We start from the raw sequence: 14,079 nt of genomic DNA on the forward strand, positions 1-14,079 counted from the left end.
TCAGTGCCCGCGGGCGGTTGAGGGTGATGATCGCGACGCTGCCGCGGCGCTCGTACAGCGCGGCGGGCTCAGTGTTGGTCGGCTCGTCGGCCATGCGGCCTCCTTCAAGAAGAAAGGGGGGTTATTTAGCGATCGCTAAATAGCTATCATGATGACACTGGATGGTCAACGCCGGGATCTCGCAGTGAACACGATCGGCCCCGGCGTCCTCACCTCTCGACGGAGGCATCCTGCGCATCACCATCGACCGCGCCGCTGTCACAGCGAGACCTCATGCCCGTGAAAGGAGCCTGGACCTTGACGAATGCCGAGTTCGACATCAGCGGAATCAATCATCTGGCGCCCGTGTGTTCAGACATGGAGCGCACCGTGGACTTCTGTGCCAACGTGCTGGGGATGCCTCTGGTCAAGACCCTCGAGCTTCCCGACGGTAGGGGGCAGCACTTCTTCTTCGACCTCGGTGGGGCGAACCACCCGGCGTTCTCCTGGTTCCCCGATGCCCCGCCGGCTGCGCCGGGTATCGCCTCGGCTGTGACCATTCCCGGTACGGGCGAGATCGCCAGTGCCGTCGGCTCGACGAACCACGTGGCGTTCACGATCCCGGCGGACAAGTTCGCCGCCTACACCCGTGAGCTGACCTCTGCCGATGTCCGACACCGTCCGGCCAAGTCCGCCGAACCGGCTGCGATCTGACCGACACCACCACAACCACGGAAGGACCCTTCGATGCCCCGTTTGAAGCAGGTTTCACGGAGTGAGGCCCAGGCCGACATCGTGCTCACCATGTACGACAAGTTGTTCGGGCCGGACCGCGATCCGGTGGCCGAGCCCGGAACCGAGGCCGGCACCCAGGGCGACTGGTGGACCGTCTTCGCGTTGGTGCCGGACGTACTCGAGCATGCGGTGCGAGGCTTCTCGCTCTACCGGAGCCCCGATCGGCTTCTCGACCCGGTACTGCGCGAGCTCGGTCAGACACGTGCGGGATGGCTGCGTGGCAGCCAGTTCGTCTTCTCCCAGCACTGCAAGTCGCTCCGCTCGCTCGGAGTCAGCGAGGAGCGGATCGCGGCCATCCCGTCCTGGGGTGTCTCGGATCTGTTCACCCCGCTCGAACGAGCGGTGTTGTCCTACGCCGACAGTCTGGTGACCGGTGGCGGCCGTGTCGACGACGGTACCTTCCAGGTGCTGAAGGACGGGCTGACCGACGAACAGATTCTCGAGCTGACCTACGTTACGTGCCTGTACGACATGCACGCGGTGATGAGCCGGGCGTTGCGGCTGGAATTCGACGACCGGGACGAGCCCGTCGTCGAGGTCGCCGCACCCGAAGGATACGCCGCCGTCGATGTCGGCGCGGCAATCAGTCTGTCCGAGGATCGCCGATGACTGCACCGGAGACGTTGTACGACGTTCCGACCGCCGCCGAACTCGTCACGGCAGTTCGAGAGTTCCTCGCCGACAAGGTTATCGACGAGTTGGACGGAGCGATGCGATTCCACACCCGGGTGGCGATCAACGCGTTGGCGATCGTCGAGCGAGAACTCGAACACGGGGCGGTCGATACCTCCGAACACCGAGACAGACTGGCCCAGCTCGGATACGCCGACGATGCCGGCCTCGCCGAGGCCATCCGCACAGGTCGCGAAGACTCACGATTGGCTGAGGTCAAACGCCTCGTCACCGCGAGCGTGGAGGCCAAGCTCCGCGTGGACAATCCCGGCTATCTCGGAGGGCCCGCATGACATTCGATGTCCCCGATCACATTCGCCCCATGCGCGACAAGGTCTACCAGTTCATGGTGGAGCGGGTCGAGCCGAGCGAGCCGATTCTGGATGCGGGCGGGTCGGAGGCCCGCAGCCTCATCGCGAACCTGCAGAAGGAAGCCAAATCCGAGGGCCTGTGGGCGCTGGGGCATCCGGCCGAGCTCGGTGGCGGAGGGCTTCCGTTCCTCGACTACGTCTACATCAACGAGGTCCAGGGGCGCAGTGAGTACGGCCAGCTGGCGCTGGGCACCTGGACGCTCCAGGACTCGATCATGCTGAACCGGCACGCCAGTCCGAGGTGGCGAGAGGCCTACCTCGAGCCGCTCGTGCAGGGAGAGATCTCGCCGAGCTTCGGCATGACGGAGCCGGATGTCGCGGGGTCGGATCCGACGCAGCTGCAGACCACCGCCACGCTCGACGGTGACGAGTGGGTGATCAACGGCCGCAAGTGGTTCACCACCGGGGCCGCGGACGCCGCGTACACGACGGTCATGTGCCGCACCGAGACCGACGCTGCGCCACATGCTTCGTTCAGCATGATCATCGTTCCGACGGATCACCCCGGTTACCGGATCGTCAGGGACACACCCGTACTCGGTCTGTCCAGCGGACACTACGAGGTCGAGTACGACAACGTACGGGTGCCGGCCGAGAACCTGCTCGGCGAGCGGGGCAACGGGTTCGTGATCGCGCAGGAACGATTGGGCCCCGGCCGGATCTTCCACTCGATGCGATGGCTCGGCCAGGCGCAGAGGGCCTTCGATCTCATGTGCCACCGCCTCAACGAGCGAGTCGCGTTCGGCGAACCGCTCGCGAACAAGCAGCTGATGCAGCAGCACGTGTTCGACTCCTACACCGAGATCCAGGCCAGCCGGTTGCTCACCCTGAAGGCCGCCGAACAGGTCGACAGAGGTGACCAGGCGCGGGTGGAGATCGGCGCCGTCAAGGTCTTCGGCGCGCGAATGCTGCACAACGTCGTCGATCGCGCTGTGCAGGTCTTCGGTGCGGCCGGCGTCACCGAGGACACGCCGCTGAGCCACATGTACCGTGCCGCACGGTTCGCGCGGATCTACGACGGCGCCGACGAGGTGCACATCCAGAGCGTCGGCCGCAGGATTCTCAGTGAGTACCGCCGCGGCGGAAACTGGGAGTTCGGGCTGCGCTGACCGCGGCACCGTTCCCGGAAAGGGTCCCGAGGGCCGGAGTGTCGACGTTCGAAGTCACACTCGAATTCCCTCGGGGCCCTTCGTATCCGACGGGGTCGTCGGATACCGGCCACCGACGGTGGCGCAGACGCCCGGTGTGGTCAGGGAAGAAGCTCGAGGAGGTCCCATTCGGTCTCACTGACGCGGCGTCCGATCGCTGCGAGTTCCACCGAGCGGGTGGCCCCGGAAAGGTGCCGTTCCGCCTGATGGAGGCACAGGATTCCCCACTTGAGCGTGCCGAGAACCAACCACCAGTGGAGGGCGTCGCGATCGACGGTCGATCCGCTCTCTGCTTCGTAGGCTGCGACCAGATCGTCGACGGTTCCGAATCCACCCACCGGAGGCTGCTGGCCGAAGCGCCACGTCTTCACGCACAGCCAGCCGAGGTCTTCGAGTGGATCTCCGAGGTGGGCCAACTCCCAATCGAGCACGGCACGAATGCCTTCGGGGCCGACGATGAAGTTCCCCAGACGGAAGTCGCCATGGACGACGCGGCGTGCCGCGGCAGGCGGACGGTTCTGGTCCAGCCATCGAATCGCGAGCTCGAAAGCGGGGTGCGCTCGACCGGTGTCCGACAGGGTCTTGCGCCACGTGTCGAGCTCGTCGCGCTCCTCGAGGCCGGCGACCGATGCGGGATCGATGCTATGGATGCGTGCCAGGATCTGGCCACACTGTCCCGCCATTCGCGGACGGGCCGACGAGTATTCGCTGTCGCGCAGGATTTTTCGTGGGATGGACTCGCCCTCGACTCGGCTCATCACGATGTACGCGGCACCGAGTTCGTCGTCACCGCTGCCGGAGGTTACAACCCTCGGGGACGGCACCCGGGCGCGGCCCGCGGCCGTCATCAGGGCGGACTCGCGGTTCATCGACTCGGCCTCGAACGCGCCGGGCGCGTCGATTCGCAGAATCAGTTCCTCGCGCTCGGTCGTCTCCCCGTATGCATCGAACGACCAGGTGTGTCGTGATGCTCCTGCGGGGACGCGGCGCAGGTTCTCCACGCGCAGTGATGGGTCCTGGGTGGCGCGCCTCATGATGAGCGTGAGCCGGCCTTCTATCACGCCGGCCTCGTTTGCGACCGGGGTCGATTCTGCGGTGGACACGGCAATCCCTTTCGAACGACGGCACGGCGCATCGGCCGGATTCGCTCATTGTATACAATATGCTCGGGACTCGGGCGTCGAGCCACGGATCGGGAAGGGCTGGAGTGACGGTGGAGATTGTTGAGGTAAGCCCCCGCGACGGGCTGCAGAACGAGTCGGTGCCGGTGTCGACGGCCGACAAGATCGAGTTGATCGAGCGGGCCGTCGACGCGGGACTCCGTCGTATCGAGGCAACCAGCTTCGTGCACCCGAAATCGGTGCCGCAGATGGCCGATGCCGAGGCCGTGATGGCCGGCGTCCCCCGCCGCAGCGAGGTGTCGTACAGCGGTCTGGTGCTCAACCGTCGAGGATTCGACCGCGCGCTGGCAGCGGGTGTGGACGAGGTCAATTGCGTCGTTGTCGCCTCCGAGACCTTCAGCCAGCGAAACCAGCGCATGTCGGTCGCGGACTCGGTCCGGACCGTGCAGGATCTCGTCGACGACGCCAGGTCGGCCGGTGTGCTGGTGTCGGTGACGATCGCGACCGCTTTCGGGTGTCCCTTCGAGGGCGAGGTCTCCGAGGCCACCGTCGTCGAACTGGCGCGGCGGACAGCGGATTTCGGGGTGGACGAGATATCGCTGGCCGACACCATCGGTGTCGGGGTGCCGCGCCAGGTGACCCGGCTGGTCGCGGGTGTTGCCGCGGTGGCGCCCGGCGTTCGTCTGCGTTGCCATTTCCACAACACCCGCAACACCGGCTACGCCAATGCGGTCGCGGCGCTCGATGCCGGTGTGACCGTGCTCGATTCGTCCATCGGCGGCATCGGTGGTTGCCCCTTCGCCCCGAACGCGACCGGCAACATCGCGACCGACGACCTGGTCTATCTCCTCGAGCGCAGCGGCGTGGTCACGGGTGCGCGGTTGCCGCAGCTGATCGACGCGTCGAACTGGCTCGGTGGGGTACTCGGCACGCCGGTGCCCGGCTTACTCGTCCGTGCCGGAGCCTTTCCGGGTTGACGGGATCGCGAACAACTCGTCCACCTTGGTGTCGTTTGCCGCGAGGTGTCCGAGCAGGACGTCGCGGCCCTGGAGGACATGCTCGTGCATCAGGGCGGACGCCCGCAGGCCGTCGCCGGCGACGATCGCGTCGCGGATGAGTTGGTGGAACAGATGTGACCGCTCGATCTGGACACGGTCGTACTGGCGGAAGGCCTGGAAGACGAGGGGGACGTCGGTAGTGCGTTCGAGTAGGCGGGAGAGCCGTTCGTGCCTGGCCGCCCTCAGGATTCCGCGATGGATCTGGCCGTTGGCCGCGTCCACGGCCCGAACCAGGTCGAGTGGATCGGCGGCGTCCATGCCGAGCGCGACGGCGAACGCTTCGATGCCGGCGTCGATCTGCTCACGCTGCGCATCTTCGATGCGTTCCGCTGCCAGTTCGGCGGCGTACGCCTCCAGCCGTGCCCGGAGTCCGTACAGGTCGGCCACATCGGACAGCGAGAGGGTTCGTACCATCGCACCGCGGTTCGGCTCGCTGTGAACAAGTCCTTCCGCCTCGAGTCGGCGCAGTGCCTCACGGACGGGTGTCCGTGAGAGCGAGAACTCCTCGGCGATCCGTTGCTCGATGAGACGCTGTCCCGGCCGGTATCTACCCTCGATGATCGCTTGCCGGATCTGTTCGTAAGCGACTCGACTCGGTGTCGATGGTGTCGTCGTCACGTCGCCCCTCTTGCAGTGGTCGGTGCATGGTCGCTGATCAGACTAGCTCCCCCGGAGGGGCTGGCCCGAACCCAGTTTGTATGCAGTCACGCCCGTTTTATCCCGAGATGGCGCCACATCGACTTGGATTGTGTACAATTCGGAGATGACTAAGACTGCTGGTCCGCTCAGCGGACTTCGGGTGCTCGAGCTGGGAAGTTTCATCGCCGGACCCTTCGCCGGGCAATTGCTGGGCGACTACGGGGCCGAGGTCCTCAAGGTCGAGTCGACCGGCGCCGGTGATTCGATGCGACGGTGGGGCGTCACCGTCGACGGTGAAAGCCTGTGGTGGCCTTCGATTGCACGGAACAAGAAGTCCGTCGCGATCGACCTGCGTCGCCCCGAGGGTCAGGACCTGGTCCGCAAGCTGGCCGCCGAGGCCGACATCGTCCTGGAGAACTTCCGGCCCGGCACGCTGGCGAAGTGGGGACTCGACTACCCGGCTCTCTCGGAGGTCAACCCGCGAGTGATCCTCGTGCACGTCTCCGGATTCGGGCAGACCGGGCCACGCTCGGGCGATGCGGGATTCGGGAGCGTGGGGGAGGCCATGGGCGGCATCCGGCACACCACCGGCAATCCGGATCTTCCGCCGACCCGCAGCGGAGTCAGCCTGGGCGATTCCCTCGCCGCCCTGTTCGCCGTCATCGGGACGCTGGCCGCTGTCCATGAGCGCTCGGTCAGCGGCAGGGGCCAGGAAGTTGACGTGGCGATCTACGAAGCCGTGGCCGCCTTGATGGAGTCCACGATGGCGGATCACGCGATCGGCGGCGTGACCCGAGGACGGACCGGGTCCGTGCTTCCCAAGGTCGCGCCTTCGAATGTCTACCCCACCTCCGACGGTGCGGAGGTTCTGATCGCCGCCAACGCCGACACGGTCTTTCGACGGCTCTGCGTCGCAATGGGCCGACCCGAACTGGCCGACGACCCGAAGTTCGCCGAACACGGCCCTCGTGGCGACAACATGGCCGAGATCGATGCGGTGATCGGTGCCTGGACTCGGGCGATGACCGCCGACGAGTTGCTGAAGACCATGGAGGACAACGGCGTTCCGGCCGGCCGGATCTACACGGCCGCGGACATGCTCGCCGACCCGCACTATGCTGCCCGGGACATGGTGGTGGAGCTGGTCAACCGGTTCGGTACGGCCGTCCCTGCCACCGGCGTGGTTCCGAAGTTCTCCCGCACGACGCCGCAGACTCCGGTTCCGGGACCGATCCTCGGTGACCACACCCGCCAGGTCCTCGCCGAGCTCGCGGGCATCGACGAATCCCGTTGGGCTGATCTCGAGTCCACCGGTGTCGCGTTCCAGGCGCCCAGCTGACGAGCGTGGGATCGGATGGCGGGAACGCCATCCGATCCCACGTGCACTCAGACGGCGCTCATGCCGCCGTCGACGACCAGTGATGCTCCGGTCATGTACGACGACGCATCGCTGGCGAGGAACAGCAGCGCCGAGTCGAGTTCCTCCTGCGTCCCGAAACGGCCGAGGACGGACTGATCGGCCACCATCTCACGTAGGGCCGATTCGCCCTCAGCGGTCATCTCACTGGCGAAATACCCCGGGCACAGCGCATTGACGCGAATTCCCTTGCGGCGTGACCACTGCTGTGCCAGATCGCGGGTCAGTCCGAGCACGCCCGCCTTGCTGGCGGCATACGCGGCCTGCGGGAAACGGGACGCCACCAGGCCGTGAACGCTGGCGATGTTGACGATGGATGCGCCCTCGTTCATCACCGCGGCGCAGGCCTGCGCCATCCAGAACGTGCCGTTGAGATTGACGTCCACAACGGCCCGGAATCGATCGGGGTCCTCGCGGAGTGCCGGGGTCGACCCGCCGAGACCGGCGTTGTTGACCAGCACGTCGATCCGCCCGAACTCGGCGGCCGCGGCGGCGGCGAGTGCCCGACAGTCATCGACCGAGCTCACGTCGGTGGCGTGGGTGAGGACGGACGAGCCTTGCGCGCGTAGCTCTTCGGCGAGCGCGACGAGCCGATCCTCGCGCCGCGCCGCGAGAACGACGGTCGCGCCCACCGCGGCAACCGCCCGGGCGAAACCTGCACCCAGCCCGGAGCTTGCCCCGGTGATGAGCACGACTCGGTCGTCGAGGCGAAATCTGGACAACGGATCCATCGGAGGATTCCTTCCGGTCGGAGGTCGGTGGGGTGAAGTAGTGAGGCGGCAGGTGACAGTGCGCCGCGAGTACCGGTGATTGTATACAAAAAATGCCTCGCGGAGGCGCCCCGTGACCCCGAGGCGGTGGGGGTGCGGATGTGAAGGAAGTTGCGACCGCAGGCTTGGCCGGGACCTGCCCGGATCTCGATCAGCGAAAATAGACAAGCGTCCAATTGTTTGTTGAAATGAGTCGCTTCGAGCGCATCGTGACCGTCGTCTCGGTAGCCCCTGACTTCCGTAGACCTCACTGGAGGAACCAGATGCGTAAGACGACGGCAGCGCTCGGCGCCGGAGTCATGGCGGTCGCGTTGGCAGTCGTTCCTGCGTCGATCGCCGGCACGGCCTCGGCCGACACCAGCGGTACCACCGATGTGACGTTCACCGTCGCCGGGCAGAGCGGTCCTCTCGAGTTGTCCGTTCCGCGAACAGCTCCCATGGTCTGGGTGAGCGGGCAGAACAACGTCAGCGGGACGGTTCCCACCTCCGCAGTTCGGGACCGTCGTAGCGGGACCGGCCGCTCGGTCACCGTGTCCGCCTCGATCTCCGACTTCACCAACGGCGCCACGACGATCCCCAGGTCCAAGGTGACCTATACGGCGGGCGGCGAGACGATGGGTTTCCGGAGCGCCGGCCCTCGGACGCTGGATTCGACCAAGGCCGTGGCCGGGATCGCGCGCCACGACTGGCCGGACGCGACGTTCCTCTGGACCCCGATGCTCTCCATCGACGTATCCGACGGTGTGACCATCGGGAACTACAGCGCGACACTTACCCACTCCGCGGTGTAGGTCGACACCGGCCTCCATCGATATCTCACGAAAGCGTCTACATGCGTCTCCTGCTTCGGAACCTGCTCGCACTCCTCGCCCTGCTCGCGTCGTTCGTCGCGGCAGCTACGACGGTCGTCCACGCCGCCCCCGTCGTGGGTGGGATCGGTATCAAGATCGTGGATCCGCAGCGCGATCCGACCTTTCCGAGTTGGGAGACGGAGGTCGGCGGCACCCGTGCGCCCGGCGACACGCTCGAGCGAACCGTGCGGGTCTCGAACGACGGGCTCACGGCCCGGACGGTCGACTTCTACACGGGTGCGGCGTCGATGAAGACCGGCGCGTTCACGGTCGAGGACCGCGGTGGCGCCAACCGGCTCACGTCGTGGACGAGCCTGGACAAGCAGCAGATCTCGCTGGCGCCCGGGGAGGACACCGACGTCAAGGTGACCGTTCGGGTTCCGGCGGACGCGCCGACGGGCGACCGGTCCGCGGTGGTCTGGGCGCAGCCCGCTTCCGGTGCTGGTGGCGGGGTGGCGACCCGCGTCGGCGTTCGCGTGAATCTCCGGGTGGAGCCCCGCGCCGGCACGATCGCGGACTTCGCGATCGACCGGTTGACGGCCGAACGGGATTCCGACGGTCAGGCCGTCGTCGTCGCCGGCATCCGCAACACCGGTGGCTGGGCCGTCGAGGTCGGCGGCGAACTCACGCTGTCCGACGGGCCCGGCGGTAGGATCCTCGGCCCGGTGTACGCCGAGGAGGCGGTCGTCGCCGTCGGCGCCGCCGGGACGGTTCGGTTCCGGATCGCGGACAGCGCCGACCTGCCGGCCGGACCGTGGCAGGCATCGGTGAAGTTGCGGAGCGGTGCGATCGAGCGTGCACACACCGCATCGGTCACGTTCCCGACGCCGGACACCGGCGGGACCGGTTCGCTCGGCAGCCTCGGATCGGCCGGCCTCGGATCGTCGAACTCGCCGTTGATGTGGGTTGCCGGCGTCGGCGCGGCCGCTGCGGCCGTCGGCGCGATCGGGTGGACGGTGTGGCAGCAGCAGGACGCCCCGGCAGTCCGCTAGGGGACGGTTCTACGCGGCCTGCGTGCCGCGGAGTCCTGAGCCGGGCCCGGGATCCGGGGCGTTCGACCCGGATCCTGTGACGACGGCCACCGACGGGGTACGTTGTGTGTAACTCGAAATCTACTCACCAGTAGGGGTGCGAAATGCCTGCTCCGTCAGCGGCAACGTTTGCTCGTCTTGCCGATCTCATCGCGATCCCGGACGCGGCAAGCCGTCCGACGAAGCCGATCGTCGAGGCCTTCACCGGGCGCCAGCTCGCGACCGTCCCGGTCGGTACGGCGGCGGACGCGCTCGCCGCGATCGAGAAGGCGCGCGTCGCGCAGAAGGCGTGGGAGAAGCGATCTCCCGTCGAGCGTGCGCAGATCTTCCTCCGCTACCGCGATCTCGTGCTCGAGCACAAGGATGCGCTGATGGACATGGCGCAGGCCGAGACCGGCAAGTCGCGGGCGTCGGCGCAGGAAGAGGTCCTCGACATCGCCATGACGTCGCGATTCTATGCGCGTCTGGCGCCGAAGCTGCTGCGCCCCAAGCGCGTCCAGGGCATGCTGCCGGGCCTGACGAAGACGGTGGTGCGGCACCACGCGAAGGGCGTCGTCGGTGTCATCTCGCCGTGGAACTACCCGATGACCCTCGCGGTGTCCGACGCGATCGCCGCGCTGCTCGCCGGCAATGCCGTGGTGATCAAGCCCGACAGTCAGACGCCGTACTGCGCGCTCGCGTGCGCCGAGCTCCTGTACCGGGCCGGCCTGCCGCGTGAGCTGTTCGCCGTGGTCCCGGGCCCGGGATCGGTGGTGGGCACCGCGCTGGTGGAGAACACCGACTACCTCATGTTCACCGGCTCCACCGCGACCGGCCAGCTGCTGGCGGAGCAGGCCGGACGCCGACTGATCGGCTTCTCCGCCGAGCTCGGCGGCAAGAACCCGATGGTCGTCACGGCCGGTGCGAACCTGCGCCAGGTGTGTGACGCGGCCGTGCGCGCGTGCTTCTCCAACTCGGGTCAGCTGTGCATCTCGATCGAGCGCATCTACGTCGAGGAGACCATCGCGCCCGAGTTCATCCGCCTCTTCGGGGAGCGGGTCCGGAACATGAGCCTCGCGCCCGGCTACGAGTTCGGCATCGAGATGGGCAGCCTCGTGTCCGAGGCACAGGTCAAGACCGTGTCCGGCCACGTCGACGACGCCGTCGCGAAGGGTGCGACCGTCGTCGCGGGCGGCAAGGCCCGACCCGATCTCGGTCCGCTGTTCTACGAGCCGACCGTGCTCACCGGCGTCACCGAAGAGATGGAGTGCTACGCCGCCGAGACGTTCGGACCGCTCGTGTCGATCTACCCGGTCGCGGACGTCGAGGAGGCGATCCGTCGCGCCAACGACACCGAGTACGGCCTCAACGCGAGCGTGTGGGCCGGCAGTCACGCCGAGGGTGAGGCCATCGCGGCCCGCGTCATGGCCGGAACCGTCAACGTGGACGAGGGCTACGGCCCGACGTGGGGCAGCACCGCCGCCCCGATGGGCGGGATGGGCGTGTCCGGTGTCGGCCGCCGTCACGGACCCGACGGCCTGCTCAAGTACACGGAGGCGCAGACGGTCGCCACCACCCGTGTCGTCAATCTCGGTGGCCCGCGGTGGCTTCCGGCCAAGGTGTGGGCCAAGCTGCTGCCGCCGTTCATCAAGGCGATGAAGTACGTACCGGGGCGCTGATCCGGGCCTGAACGGACGGGCGTCGTGCGCATCGGTCGCACGGCGCCCGTGTGCGTTGTCGTTCCGGCGGCCCGCTCCCGTCCGCGATCGGCATTTCGTTAGGCGCGGTCACCACCTCCTGGAGTCGGATCAGGCCCGTTAGTCTTTTTCCTGTGAAAGAAGCCATGTGGGTGCGGACAGCCCTGGTCGTCGAGGACCAGCCGCTGATGCGCTCGCTGGTCGCCGACGCGCTCCGTCACGCGGGCTTCGACGTGCAGGAGCGGTCCTCCGCGGCGGCCGCGCTCGCCGACTTCGACGAGATCGATCCCGACGTCCTCGTGACCGACATCGATCTCGGGGCACGCCCCAACGGCCTGGAGATGGCGACGATCGTCCATGCTCGGGCGCCGCACTGCGCCATCGTGTTCCTGACGAATTACCCGCGGGCGGGGATCGCTCCGGGCGAGGGCGGCCCGGCGGGTTCGGTGTTCCTCGACAAGGTCGCCCTGGAATCAGTCGAGGATCTGGTGGCGGCTGTCGAGTCGGCACTCGCGGAGAAACCTGTTCCGACCGGCCCTGTGCGCGAGGGCAATCCGGACTCGGTGCTCGACCGTCTCACCCGGACGCAGCTCGACGTGCTGCGCTGCATCGCACTCGGCTGGTCCAACGCCGAGATCGCGCGCCGACGCGAATCGAGTGTGCGCAGCGTCGAGAAGATGGTGACCCGCACCTTCGACGCCCTCGGGGTCGGTCACAGCCCCGAGCTGAACCCGCGGGTCGCGGCCGCCCAGCTGTACGTGCGCCGCTTCGGCATGCCGGTGGAGATCGGTTGAGCAGTCGGTTTTCCTGGCTGACACGGATCGGCGGCAGTTCGGCCGTCACCGCCTGGTCGTGGATCCTGACCGCGCCGTTCGCCGTCACGGTGATGGGCAGCTACATCGCCGCCCGCAGCCCACGGGACTGGCCGGCGTACTTCGGTATCGCGGTGATCGTGCACCTGGTGATGGGTGCGGCCATGCTGATTGCCTGGCTCACGGTCCTGCGCGGCAACCGGATCCGTCCACGACCACTGGTGTCGCTGTCGGTCTTCGCCGCGCTCGGGGCGTGCCGGCCGATCCTGCTCGACGTCCTCGTCGGGTTCCAGGGCCTACCGACCGATCCGCGCACCTTCGGGGTACGGATGGCCATCAACGTGACGACGGCGGTGGTCGCGCTGTCGCTCATCGCGATACTCGTCGACTCGGTGCGCGAGCACAACGCGGTGAGGCAGCGCCTGCGCGGCGCCCGCGCGGCGCTCGACGAGCAGCGCCGGATCGACGAGGAGTACCTGGCCGGGATCGGTCGTCGGTGCGCCGAGGACCTGGCGGGCCGGATCGGCTCGGCGCTGTCGCAGACCGATCGGGTGAACATCGATCCGGCGCGTGCGGCGCGACTGCTGAGGGCGATCTCGGAGGATGTCGTGCGGCCCATGAGCCATGCGCTGTTCCGGGACGTCACGCCGCTGCCGAAGCCGCCGGTCGCACCTCCGCTGACCCGCCGGGAGTGGCTCGCGAACGTGCTCCGCGCCGTGGAACCAGCACCCCTGGTGCTGCCTGCGGCCCTGTACACATCGGTGATCCTGACGTTTCTGCTGACGAGCTACGGGCTCCGGACAACGGTGCTCCAGGTCGTGCTCGGGATCGCGCTGTGCGTGGCGGGGAACTGGGTGGTGCGGCGCTTCGCGCCCCGGGCGCGCAGCACGACCGTCCGGCTGAGCCTCATGGTGACCGCTTACACGGTGGTCGCCGTGGCTACCGCGCTCGGGTTCTACGTCATCCTCGGCGGCACCGGATTCCCGCCGGCGTTCCTGGTCCCCGGAATCGCCTTCTACCCGTTCGCGGCCGTCGCGGTGTGCGTGATCCGGGCCGCGAACGTGCAACGCGCAGTGGAGGAACAACAGCTCGCGACGGCCCTCGGTGAGCAGAGTCGTCTCGCCGCCGAGGTGCACCGACAGGTGCTGTCCGCGCGCCGGCGCCTCGCGCACGTGCTGCACTCGTCGGTGCAGGGTGAGCTGGTGGCCGCGGCGCTGGTCATGCACGGTGCCTCGACGGGTGCGCCGACGGCCGCGGCGCCGACCGCCGTGGACGCGAGGGTGGACGAGATCATCGACCGCCTCGTGGGCGAGGTGGCACGGGAGGAGGCGCTGCCGACTGTTCCGCGGGCAGACGCCGAGCGGCAGATCACCGAACTGATCGGGATGTGGTCGGCCGCCGTTCCGATGCAGGCAGACATCGCTCCGGAGGTGTGGCCGCTGCTGTCGGACAGCCCTGTTCGCCTCGAGCATGCGATCGACGTGCTGTCCGAGGGATTCACCAACGCGATCCGGCACGGAACCGGCGGGTCGCTGCAGCTGACGATGTCGGTGGATCCCCGAACATCGTTGATCTGCATCGGGATCCGCTCTCCCGGCCGGATCGCCCGCGACCGCGGCGAGGGACTGGGGCTGGCGTCGCTGTCGAGCAAGGTCGACGCCGCCCAGTTGGTCGAGGAGTCCGGATCCGTGCTGCTCTCCGTTCGCCTCGACTGACCGCGCGCACCCCGTCGTGACGGC

14 protein-coding genes are annotated in these 14,079 nt (G+C 67.7%); 11 read left to right on the top strand and 3 right to left on the bottom strand.

Annotated elements, in window-relative coordinates; genetic code table 11:
• Nucleotides 1–297: 297 nt before the first annotated feature.
• Genes DEU38_RS24410 through DEU38_RS24425 form a run of 4 tightly spaced genes read left to right on the top strand, consistent with a single transcriptional unit; the run spans nucleotide 298 to nucleotide 2,926 of the window.
• On the top strand, nucleotides 298–693 hold the full coding sequence (locus DEU38_RS24410) for a VOC family protein (protein ID WP_397484753.1): 396 nt from the start codon (nucleotides 298–300) through the stop codon (nucleotides 691–693).
• Between the two features lie 33 nt (nucleotides 694–726).
• Complete coding sequence (locus DEU38_RS24415) at nucleotides 727–1,383, top strand: carboxymuconolactone decarboxylase family protein (RefSeq protein WP_114723975.1); 657 nt, start codon at nucleotides 727–729, stop codon at nucleotides 1,381–1,383.
• On the top strand, nucleotides 1,380–1,739 hold the full coding sequence (locus DEU38_RS24420) for a DUF6285 domain-containing protein (RefSeq protein ID WP_114723976.1): 360 nt from the start codon (nucleotides 1,380–1,382) through the stop codon (nucleotides 1,737–1,739). The genes DEU38_RS24415 and DEU38_RS24420 overlap by 4 nt, the downstream gene beginning before the upstream one ends.
• Nucleotides 1,736–2,926, top strand: coding sequence for an acyl-CoA dehydrogenase family protein (locus DEU38_RS24425; protein WP_114723977.1), 1,191 nt, complete (start codon nucleotides 1,736–1,738; stop codon nucleotides 2,924–2,926). The genes DEU38_RS24420 and DEU38_RS24425 overlap by 4 nt, the downstream gene beginning before the upstream one ends.
• Nucleotides 2,927–3,066: 140 nt before the next feature.
• Here the strand turns inward: DEU38_RS24425 and DEU38_RS24430 are convergent, their stop codons facing one another.
• Nucleotides 3,067–4,068: a phosphotransferase family protein gene (locus DEU38_RS24430; protein ID WP_220181964.1), complete on the bottom strand. Its 1,002-nt coding sequence runs from the start codon at nucleotides 4,066–4,068 to the stop codon at nucleotides 3,067–3,069.
• Nucleotides 4,069–4,127: 59 nt separating this feature from the next.
• Here DEU38_RS24430 and DEU38_RS24435 point away from each other — a divergent pair, with 59 nt between their 5' ends.
• Nucleotides 4,128–5,063, top strand: a complete 936-nt coding sequence (locus tag DEU38_RS24435; RefSeq protein WP_114723978.1) for a hydroxymethylglutaryl-CoA lyase — start codon at nucleotides 4,128–4,130, stop codon at nucleotides 5,061–5,063.
• Here DEU38_RS24435 and DEU38_RS24440 read toward each other — a convergent pair.
• The gene (locus DEU38_RS24440; RefSeq protein WP_114723979.1) at nucleotides 5,031–5,762 is read right to left on the bottom strand and encodes a GntR family transcriptional regulator; all 732 of its coding nucleotides are present in this window, start codon (nucleotides 5,760–5,762) and stop codon (nucleotides 5,031–5,033) included. The genes DEU38_RS24435 and DEU38_RS24440 overlap by 33 nt on opposite strands.
• A gap of 145 nt (nucleotides 5,763–5,907) precedes the next feature.
• Here DEU38_RS24440 and DEU38_RS24445 point away from each other — a divergent pair, with 145 nt between their 5' ends.
• Nucleotides 5,908–7,122 carry a CaiB/BaiF CoA-transferase family protein gene (locus DEU38_RS24445; RefSeq protein ID WP_114724048.1) on the top strand — a complete coding sequence of 405 codons (1,215 nt, stop codon included), beginning with the start codon at nucleotides 5,908–5,910 and terminating at the stop codon, nucleotides 7,120–7,122.
• 47 nt (nucleotides 7,123–7,169) lie between these two features.
• Here DEU38_RS24445 and DEU38_RS24450 read toward each other — a convergent pair whose 3' ends face one another.
• Nucleotides 7,170–7,931 carry an SDR family NAD(P)-dependent oxidoreductase gene (locus DEU38_RS24450; protein WP_114723980.1) on the bottom strand — a complete coding sequence of 254 codons (762 nt, stop codon included), beginning with the start codon at nucleotides 7,929–7,931 and terminating at the stop codon, nucleotides 7,170–7,172.
• A gap of 302 nt (nucleotides 7,932–8,233) precedes the next feature.
• Between DEU38_RS24450 and DEU38_RS24455 the strand changes: the two genes are divergently transcribed.
• From DEU38_RS24455 to DEU38_RS24475, 5 genes are all read left to right on the top strand, one after another.
• Entirely contained in the window at nucleotides 8,234–8,761 is a 528-nt protein-coding gene (locus DEU38_RS24455; protein WP_114723981.1) for a hypothetical protein, read from the top strand.
• A 41-nt stretch (nucleotides 8,762–8,802) separates the two neighbouring features.
• Nucleotides 8,803–9,813 (top strand): hypothetical protein, encoded by a 1,011-nt coding sequence (locus DEU38_RS24460; protein WP_114723982.1) that lies wholly within the window; start codon nucleotides 8,803–8,805, stop codon nucleotides 9,811–9,813.
• 143 nt (nucleotides 9,814–9,956) lie between these two features.
• Nucleotides 9,957–11,510 (top strand): succinic semialdehyde dehydrogenase, encoded by a 1,554-nt coding sequence (locus DEU38_RS24465; protein WP_114723983.1) that lies wholly within the window; start codon nucleotides 9,957–9,959, stop codon nucleotides 11,508–11,510.
• 152 nt (nucleotides 11,511–11,662) lie between these two features.
• Entirely contained in the window at nucleotides 11,663–12,322 is a 660-nt protein-coding gene (locus DEU38_RS24470) for a response regulator (RefSeq protein ID WP_258558137.1), read from the top strand.
• Nucleotides 12,319–14,055 carry a hypothetical protein gene (locus tag DEU38_RS24475; RefSeq protein WP_114723985.1) on the top strand — a complete coding sequence of 579 codons (1,737 nt, stop codon included), beginning with the start codon at nucleotides 12,319–12,321 and terminating at the stop codon, nucleotides 14,053–14,055. Before DEU38_RS24470 ends, DEU38_RS24475 begins: the two co-directional genes overlap by 4 nt.
• Nucleotides 14,056–14,079: the final 24 nt, after the last annotated feature.

Origin of the sequence: Rhodococcus sp. AG1013 (assembly GCF_003350365.1) — a bacterium.
In the GTDB taxonomy this organism is placed as follows: domain Bacteria; phylum Actinomycetota; class Actinomycetes; order Mycobacteriales; family Mycobacteriaceae; genus Prescottella.

What these genes read in the sequence shown, in the direction of transcription:
- DEU38_RS24450 (WP_114723980.1), bottom strand. Translation starts at nt 7,931, where the DNA reads ATGGATCCGTTGTCCAGATTTCGCCTCGACGACCGAGTCGTGCTCATC.
- DEU38_RS24465 (WP_114723983.1), top strand. Translation starts at nt 9,957, where the DNA reads ATGCCTGCTCCGTCAGCGGCAACGTTTGCTCGTCTTGCCGATCTCATC.
- DEU38_RS24455 (WP_114723981.1), top strand. Translation starts at nt 8,234, where the DNA reads ATGCGTAAGACGACGGCAGCGCTCGGCGCCGGAGTCATGGCGGTCGCG.
- DEU38_RS24445 (WP_114724048.1), top strand. Translation starts at nt 5,908, where the DNA reads ATGACTAAGACTGCTGGTCCGCTCAGCGGACTTCGGGTGCTCGAGCTG.
- DEU38_RS24460 (WP_114723982.1), top strand. Translation starts at nt 8,803, where the DNA reads ATGCGTCTCCTGCTTCGGAACCTGCTCGCACTCCTCGCCCTGCTCGCG.
- DEU38_RS24415 (WP_114723975.1), top strand. Translation starts at nt 727, where the DNA reads ATGCCCCGTTTGAAGCAGGTTTCACGGAGTGAGGCCCAGGCCGACATC.
- DEU38_RS24425 (WP_114723977.1), top strand. Translation starts at nt 1,736, where the DNA reads ATGACATTCGATGTCCCCGATCACATTCGCCCCATGCGCGACAAGGTC.
- DEU38_RS24435 (WP_114723978.1), top strand. Translation starts at nt 4,128, where the DNA reads ATGCTCGGGACTCGGGCGTCGAGCCACGGATCGGGAAGGGCTGGAGTG.
- DEU38_RS24420 (WP_114723976.1), top strand. Translation starts at nt 1,380, where the DNA reads ATGACTGCACCGGAGACGTTGTACGACGTTCCGACCGCCGCCGAACTC.